The organism is Leptolyngbya sp. FACHB-671 (genome assembly GCF_014695745.1).
Taxonomy (GTDB): Bacteria; Cyanobacteriota; Cyanobacteriia; order Elainellales; family Elainellaceae; genus JAAUTN01.
In genome coordinates this window covers 1-6,508 of the sequence record NZ_JACJOV010000142.1, presented here as the reverse complement: position 1 = coordinate 6,508, position 6,508 = coordinate 1, and the positions used below count along the sequence as shown (strand labels likewise).

The following is a 6,508-nucleotide window of genomic DNA, read 5'->3' as shown; positions in this document are numbered from 1 at the left end:
GCTTAGTAAATGTCATCGCAATCGCTGTTTGATGCACTCATACTGGAACTGTAGCGAGCATAGCTCAACTTAACCACCCCCTATCCCTAGTGCCGCTGCGTAAGTCCTGTTGATAACTGATACCAGATGACTCATTAAAGGATGACTCATTAAAGTAAGACAGCAAAGTAAGACAGCCCTAAGATTTCTTCGCCTTCTGCGCGGCTTGGCGTAAATCATCAGAATCCTGTTGAACAATATCTGTTGATTCCCCACTATTGATTCCCTCGAGTAGAAGCTCTTCAATCTGCTCCTGCGTCAACGAAGTGGTCGGCACCGCGACCGCTGGACGAAGTAGTATTCCTTCAGCTGTTTCTTCAGTAATAACCAGTGAGCCTTCTTTGAGTCCAAAACGTTGCCTTAGCTTGGCTGGAATTACTAACGTTCCACGCTTGCCTAGTTTACTGGTTTCACTGAATAGTTCTGTCATAAGTTCAGATAATCTGAAATTCAGATTTTATGCGAAGATGAGTTTATTCTAAACGATTGTTACTAGAGTGCTTGCTAATTTTCACTTCAATTTGAGGTGTCAAGGTCAATTTTCGTCATGATTGGAGCGTGTTACGATTTGGTTCATGGCTAAAATACGTATCGCAGTTGCAGCTCGTAAAGGTGGTGTAGGTAAGACAACTATTGCCTGCGGTCTTGCTTCTGTGCTTGCTAGTCAAGGGAGGAAAGTTTTAGTAATTGACCTTGACCCACAGTCTAATGCGGCGTATGTGCTGGGTACTAATCCAACTGCACCTGGAACAGGTGAACTTCTCTCAGGCGGCTCACCAGCACCTCTAGAGGCATCTCCAAATCTTTACGTCTTGCCAGGTGGCCCAGATTTAGCCGGTCATACAATTCAGTCACTAGACCCTGAAGATTTGGCAGATATTGTAGCTCCGATGGACTACGATGCTTTCATTTTTGATTGTCCACTAGGCGTTGAGTATCTTGAGCGATTGGGACTTGTTGCAGCTGATGTTGCCTTGGTTTGTACTGATGCTCATCCTCTAGCTGTAATGGGGGCTGGGCGAGTGCTGAATGAATTGAAACTGCGTCAACAAAAAGGACGGCGAGGGGCAAGCCGGTGGGCATTGGCGCTAAGCCGAATTGATTTAAGGCGATCAATGGACCAGGCACTAGATAAGCAGCTTGCTACTGCCTACCCGTCAATGAAACGGCTCATTGTGCACCAAGACTCTTCTCTAGCATGGGCTGGAGCTGAGCGAGTTCCTTTAATGCTTTATGATGCATCTTGTAAAGGAGCAAAGGATTTACAGGCGATCTCAGAGTGGGTTTTGAATGGCTAGAACCAGAAAACGAACCGATAGCGCGGCGGTATTTGCAGAGGCTACTGCGACGGCTGATGCTATTCACGAGCAGGATCAAGCCGTAGCTGCTAAAGCAGAGCAGGAACGAGCACAGAAGACAAAGATTCCCCTTCACCAGCTTCAACCCAGGGAATCTGATACGAGACCTCTACGGCCTGAGCATGTTGCTGACTTAGCAGAATCGATCGCCGCATTAGGTTTGATTGAGCCGCTTGTGGTTGATTCTAAGGGAGTTTTGTTGGCTGGTGCCCATCGACTGGCATCAATTCAAGCTCTTAAAGAGAAAAATCCAGATGTGTTTGTTCAACAATTCCCGGATGAGTCAGTCCAGGTTCACATGCTGCCCTTCGACGCAGACCAGGAACCTGAGCGGGCGTTGCAGGTGGAGTTGGCGGAGAATGAAAAACGGGTTAACTATACCCGTGACCAGATTGAAAGGCTTGCCGATCGCTTGCGGTCTCTCAACTACCGTGAAATTCGAGGTCGTCCTAAGGAAGGTGAAAAAGCATTGGGTCCAGCTCTAGCGGTGGCGATCGGAGTGTCTACCCGCTATGTACGACGAGTTTTGAGTGAATAGAGACAGGAACCATCCGATGAGAAAAATAGGAACTCAGTTCCTATTTTTCAGAAGTTGAAGCTACTTAAGAAGATTGAGGTGGCTTTAGAAGAATTGGGCGAACTTCCAGAGTCGGAGAAGTTGGGGAGATCGGAGAAGGCACTAATCAAGGCATTACCTGCTTTTTTAGCGAATATAAAAGGATCTGCTAAAGATATCGAAGAATTGATTTGACAGCAGAAGCGAAGTTTGGGTGACTGAAACTCTGTAGGTCGTTGCTGCCTCACTGTGTGATTCCTTTTGGTGAGGAAATAGGTTGCGATATGAGTGAGTTACTCCTGGCGATTACTCAGATTTCTATGAAACCTGAAAGCAAGAATTCAGACGCGGCAGGTTCGGGCAATTTTGGCAGTCAATCGAGAACTGATTGCCCAGTACACGGCGATTGGGTAGCAGATTGTAGAGCCCCAGGAAACAGTGGGTTGGGGTGATGCCATAATTACGCAGTTAGAGCGTGATATGAAGCGTGAAATACCCAATTTGGAAGGCTTCTTCCGGCGTAATCCTTACCGAATGCTGATCGCTTTATCTTGCCCATCGTGAGCAAGGCGAGAGTGTGCCACAGCTTGCGGCACAAATTCCGGGGGGCACAATACGGTGCTGCTTGAAAGGGTGAAAGACCCATCAGAACTACAATCTGAACTGCCAACGGTAGAGCAGTTGCAGCAGTGATAGGTTCCACTGAATCAGAAGACGTTGGCGAGTAAAAATTGCCAGTCTGAGGCAGATTGTTGTTAATCTAAGTTCGGCAAAATAGGATAGAGTCGGTCATCGGAGCTTGGGAAAGGGGGATCGCGCTTCTGCTCCGGCATTCGATTTACACTGCTTCGTGTTTTATTGTTGGATTTGCTAAAGCTCAATAGCGGTTAAAAAGACTGAATCCTATAGCTCTTTGTGGTTTAGCTGTGATGAACTGCGTGTGGGATGGATGCATTGCCGCGATATTTTGAAGCGGGAATCGCTAGGAAACGAGAACTGGGTTCACTAACCTTCGGTCTCTTCTGCGTTGGACACTTTGATAGAAACCATCGACTGGCGATCGATCAACGCTTGCAGCATGGAAAGTTGCTGTTCTAACTCGGCGATCGCCTCCCGCCGTTGAATTCTCGCTTTCCAGTCGCGGTACTTCTCGCTCCTAATCTTGCCCAGGTGCAGATTCTTGAAGTCAGGGTTCTTGCTGCTGAGCTTGTAGTAGACGTGTTCACCTTTGGGCGCAGGGCTGATCCAAACGTTGATTGGGGCCACGCTGCCAGAACTGCGAATGGCTTGGATGAGTTGAAGAAGGCGATCGCGCTCGGCTTCCAGATGAGGGCTACTCATTTTGTTTTGTCGATTTACATCTAGATCGACAGAATTATAAAAGTGAATTATTCTGTCGATTCAAAATATGAGCGACAGAATAATTGTTGGCATAGCAATGACGTTTGAATAGCGGAGTGGGACTAATTTGAACATGCTCCCACTCGGCGAGCAGAAACTTAACCCTTACCAGTTTGCTTAGTTCCTGAGGAAACCGGAATGGACGGTCCTCTCCAGCTTGATTTGTTCAGTCTACTGGAGGGCTTCACGAGAGCCAAAGCTTGACCTACTTGCTCACAATCGCTTCTCCTATAACTACGGCGATCGCAAAGTGAAGCCCTTGATCTTCAACGACCTACAATCACTGTGGATGAGCAAATGATTTGGTTCAGTTAGCAAATGAGTAGCGTAAATCCTCAATCTTGTGCTGGACAAACGTTTTGAGCTTTAAGGGTCGGATATTGATGCTCCTTGGCTTGATTTGTCTCAAAATCTAGAAGCCTTGAACAATAGTGATTTCAAAGGTCTAGAAAGCGCGCAACTGATTTGCTAATTGCACAAGTTTTACTGCTCAGCCACAGCGGGTAACATAATCTTGATGAAATACTTAGAAGCTGTTATCAGACCCGATCGCGTCTGTATCAGAATTTCTACTCCATACACTGAGACTAAATGGCTATTAAAAAGACCGAACTCTATAGCTCCCTTTGGGCAAGCTGCGATGAACTGCGTGGCGGCATGGATGCGTCTCAGTACAAGGATTACGTCCTGACGCTGCTGTTCATGAAGTATGTTTCTGACAAGTATGCAGATGATCCCCATGGCATGATTGTGGTGCCGGAAGGCGGTTCCTTTCGCGACATGGTGAAGCTTAAGGGCGACAAGGAGATCGGTGACAAAATCAACAAAATCATTGGGGCACTGGCAGAAGAGAACAGCCTCAGAGGGGTTATTGACGTTGCTGACTTTAACGACGAGGACAGGTTGGGGCGGGGCAAGGAGATGGTCGATCGCCTCTCTAACCTAGTGGCGATTTTCGATGGGCTGGATCTGAGTGCCAACCGGGCGGAAGGGGATGACCTGCTGGGGGACGCCTATGAATACCTAATGCGCCACTTTGCCACGGAGTCGGGCAAAAGTAAGGGTCAGTTCTACACGCCAGCAGAGGTGTCGCGGATTCTGGCGAAGGTAGTGGGCATTACGCCAGAGACTCGCCAGGATCAGACGGTATATGACGCTACCTGTGGATCGGGTTCGCTGTTGTTGAAGGTGGCAGATGAAGCACCGCGTGGGCTAACGATTTATGGGCAGGAAATGGATAACTCTACCTGGGCGTTGTTGCGCATGAATATTGTTTATGCATGGCTACCCCAGCCATGAAATCTGGAAGGGCAACACATTGTCTGATCCCTATTGGAAAAATTCCGATGGCAGTTTGAAACCCTTTGACTTTGCGGTTGCCAATCCACCCTTCTCCTACAAGTCCTGGAGTAATGGCATTAACCTGAAGGACGACCCATTTGGGCGGTTTGAGTACGGCACACCACCCGACAAAAATGGGGACTATGCCTTTTTGCTGCACATCCTCAAATCATTGAAGAGTACAGGCAAGGCAGCGGTGATTTTGCCGCATGGGGTGTTGTTTCGCGGGAATGCGGAAGCGCGAATTCGCCAAAACTTGGTGCGGCAAGGCTACATCAAAGGCATTATTGGCTTACCGTCAAACCTGTTTTATGGCACGGGCATTCCTGCCTGCATCATCGTCGTCGACAAGGAACAGGCTGCCAATCGCACCGGAATTTTTATGGTGGATGCCAGCAAGGGCTTCATGAAGGACGGCAACAAGAACCGTCTGCGGAGCCAGGACATTCACAAGATTGTGGATGTGTTTAACCATCAGATTGAGCGATCGCGCTACAGTCGCATGGTGCCGTTTGAGGAGATTGCTAAGAACGACTACAACCTCAACATCCCGCGCTATATCGATTCCAGTGAACCGGAAGATCTGCACGACCTCAACGCCCATTTGAATGGTGGCATCCCTGACGCAGATATCGATGCCCTGCAAGCGTATTGGCGAGTGTTTCCCAATTTACGGAAGACGCTGTTTGCTGCCAGCGATCGCAAGGGGTATAGTACCAGCCTGATAGAAGCCAGTCAGGTGAAGGCGACAATTCTCAACCATCCGGAGTTTGCTGCTTTTTCAAATCGTTCTCTGGCTCTGTACACGGACTGGCGCAAGGATCATGGGTCGCGGCTGAAGGGAATTGCCAAAGGGGACAAACCCAAAGCGTTGATCGAAACGTTGTCTGAAGATCTGCTGATGCGGTTTACAGAGGCGGATTTGCTGGATCGCTATGACATTTACCAGTTGTTGATGGACTACTGGGCGGACACGATGCAGGACGATGTGTATGTGCTGGTGCAGGATGGTTGGCAAGCTGGAAAGGTGCTGCGGGAACTGGTGGTGAAGAAGGGCGAGAAGCTGAAAGAAACGCCAGATCTGATCATCGACAAGAAGAAATACAAGGCTGACCTAATTCCGCCGAGTTTGATCGTGGGGCGTTACTTTGCCGACAAACAAGAGCACATCGACCAGTTGCAAGCCAACCTGGATGCCATCAGTCAGGAGTTGGAGTCGCTGATTGAGGAACACAGTAGCGAGGAGGGTTTACTGAGTGATGCCCAAACGGACACAGGCAAAGTGACCAAAGCCAGTGTGACAGTGCGGTTGAAGGAGCTAAAGGGGTGATACCACTGCCCAAGAGGAAGCAACAGTGCTAAAGCAATGCCTGACGCTGTTTGACCAGGAGGCAGAGGCGAAGAAAGCGGTGAAGGAGTCCCAGGAAGCACTGGATAAGGCAGTGTTTGCCCCATATCCGAAACTGAGCGAGGACGAGATTAAAACGCTGGTGGTGGATGACAAGTGGCAGGCAACGCTGAAGGCATTGATTCAGTCTGAAATTGAGCGGGTAACGCAACAGTTGGCGAACCGGGTGAAGACGCTGGAAGAACGCTATGCAGAACCGTTACCGCAGTTGATGCAGGATGTGGAGACGTTATCGAGCAAGGTGGAGGAGCACCTGAGAAAGATGGGATTAGAGTGGAACTAGTTCTTATACGGAATCCGGATGGTAGAGTGACACTAATTTATTCCTCCTTCCACCAATGAAAAAGTGTGTGTCCACGAATGGTGTCTGGCATGGCTGAAAGAGTAAGACAACGAGAAGCTAAC

8 protein-coding genes are annotated in these 6,508 nt (G+C 48.7%); 6 read left to right on the top strand and 2 right to left on the bottom strand.

Translation table 11 applies throughout. The features are described from left to right. Nucleotides 1-178: 178 nt before the first annotated feature. Nucleotides 179-469, bottom strand: a complete 291-nt coding sequence (locus H6F93_RS22525; protein ID WP_190685611.1) for an AbrB/MazE/SpoVT family DNA-binding domain-containing protein — start codon at nt 467-469, stop codon at nt 179-181. 145 nt (nt 470-614) lie between these two features. Between H6F93_RS22525 and H6F93_RS22520 the strand changes: the two genes are divergently transcribed. From H6F93_RS22520 to H6F93_RS34775, 3 genes are all read left to right on the top strand, one after another. Then, nucleotides 615-1,337, top strand: a complete 723-nt coding sequence (locus H6F93_RS22520; RefSeq protein WP_190685608.1) for a ParA family protein — start codon at nt 615-617, stop codon at nt 1,335-1,337. Further along, nucleotides 1,330-1,935, top strand: a complete 606-nt coding sequence (locus H6F93_RS22515; protein WP_199313914.1) for a ParB/RepB/Spo0J family partition protein — start codon at nt 1,330-1,332, stop codon at nt 1,933-1,935. The genes H6F93_RS22520 and H6F93_RS22515 overlap by 8 nt, the downstream gene beginning before the upstream one ends. Before the next feature lie 78 nt (nt 1,936-2,013). Next, entirely contained in the window at nt 2,014-2,148 is a 135-nt protein-coding gene (locus H6F93_RS34775; protein WP_277882874.1) for a hypothetical protein, read from the top strand. A gap of 810 nt (nt 2,149-2,958) precedes the next feature. Here the strand turns inward: H6F93_RS34775 and H6F93_RS22505 are convergent. After that, nucleotides 2,959-3,294: a hypothetical protein gene (locus H6F93_RS22505; protein WP_190685601.1), complete on the bottom strand. Its 336-nt coding sequence runs from the start codon at nt 3,292-3,294 to the stop codon at nt 2,959-2,961. A gap of 651 nt (nt 3,295-3,945) precedes the next feature. On the opposite strand from H6F93_RS22505, the gene H6F93_RS35905 reads away from it, so the two are divergent. Genes H6F93_RS35905 through H6F93_RS35895 form a run of 3 tightly spaced genes read left to right on the top strand, consistent with a single transcriptional unit; the run spans nt 3,946 to nt 6,386 of the window. Continuing rightward, entirely contained in the window at nt 3,946-4,653 is a 708-nt protein-coding gene (locus H6F93_RS35905) for a class I SAM-dependent DNA methyltransferase (protein WP_242043572.1), read from the top strand. Beyond that, nucleotides 4,631-6,025, top strand: a complete 1,395-nt coding sequence (locus tag H6F93_RS35900) for an N-6 DNA methylase (protein ID WP_242043571.1) — start codon at nt 4,631-4,633, stop codon at nt 6,023-6,025. Before H6F93_RS35905 ends, H6F93_RS35900 begins: the two co-directional genes overlap by 23 nt. Before the next feature lie 25 nt (nt 6,026-6,050). Continuing rightward, nucleotides 6,051-6,386, top strand: coding sequence for a hypothetical protein (locus tag H6F93_RS35895; RefSeq protein ID WP_242043570.1), 336 nt, complete (start codon nt 6,051-6,053; stop codon nt 6,384-6,386). Nucleotides 6,387-6,508: the final 122 nt, after the last annotated feature.

What these genes read in the sequence shown, in the direction of transcription:
- H6F93_RS22525 (WP_190685611.1), bottom strand. Translation starts at nt 469, where the DNA reads ATGACAGAACTATTCAGTGAAACCAGTAAACTAGGCAAGCGTGGAACG.
- H6F93_RS22520 (WP_190685608.1), top strand. Translation starts at nt 615, where the DNA reads ATGGCTAAAATACGTATCGCAGTTGCAGCTCGTAAAGGTGGTGTAGGT.
- H6F93_RS22515 (WP_199313914.1), top strand. Translation starts at nt 1,330, where the DNA reads ATGGCTAGAACCAGAAAACGAACCGATAGCGCGGCGGTATTTGCAGAG.
- H6F93_RS22505 (WP_190685601.1), bottom strand. Translation starts at nt 3,294, where the DNA reads ATGAGTAGCCCTCATCTGGAAGCCGAGCGCGATCGCCTTCTTCAACTC.
- H6F93_RS35905 (WP_242043572.1), top strand. Translation starts at nt 3,946, where the DNA reads ATGGCTATTAAAAAGACCGAACTCTATAGCTCCCTTTGGGCAAGCTGC.
- H6F93_RS35900 (WP_242043571.1), top strand. Translation starts at nt 4,631, where the DNA reads ATGCATGGCTACCCCAGCCATGAAATCTGGAAGGGCAACACATTGTCT.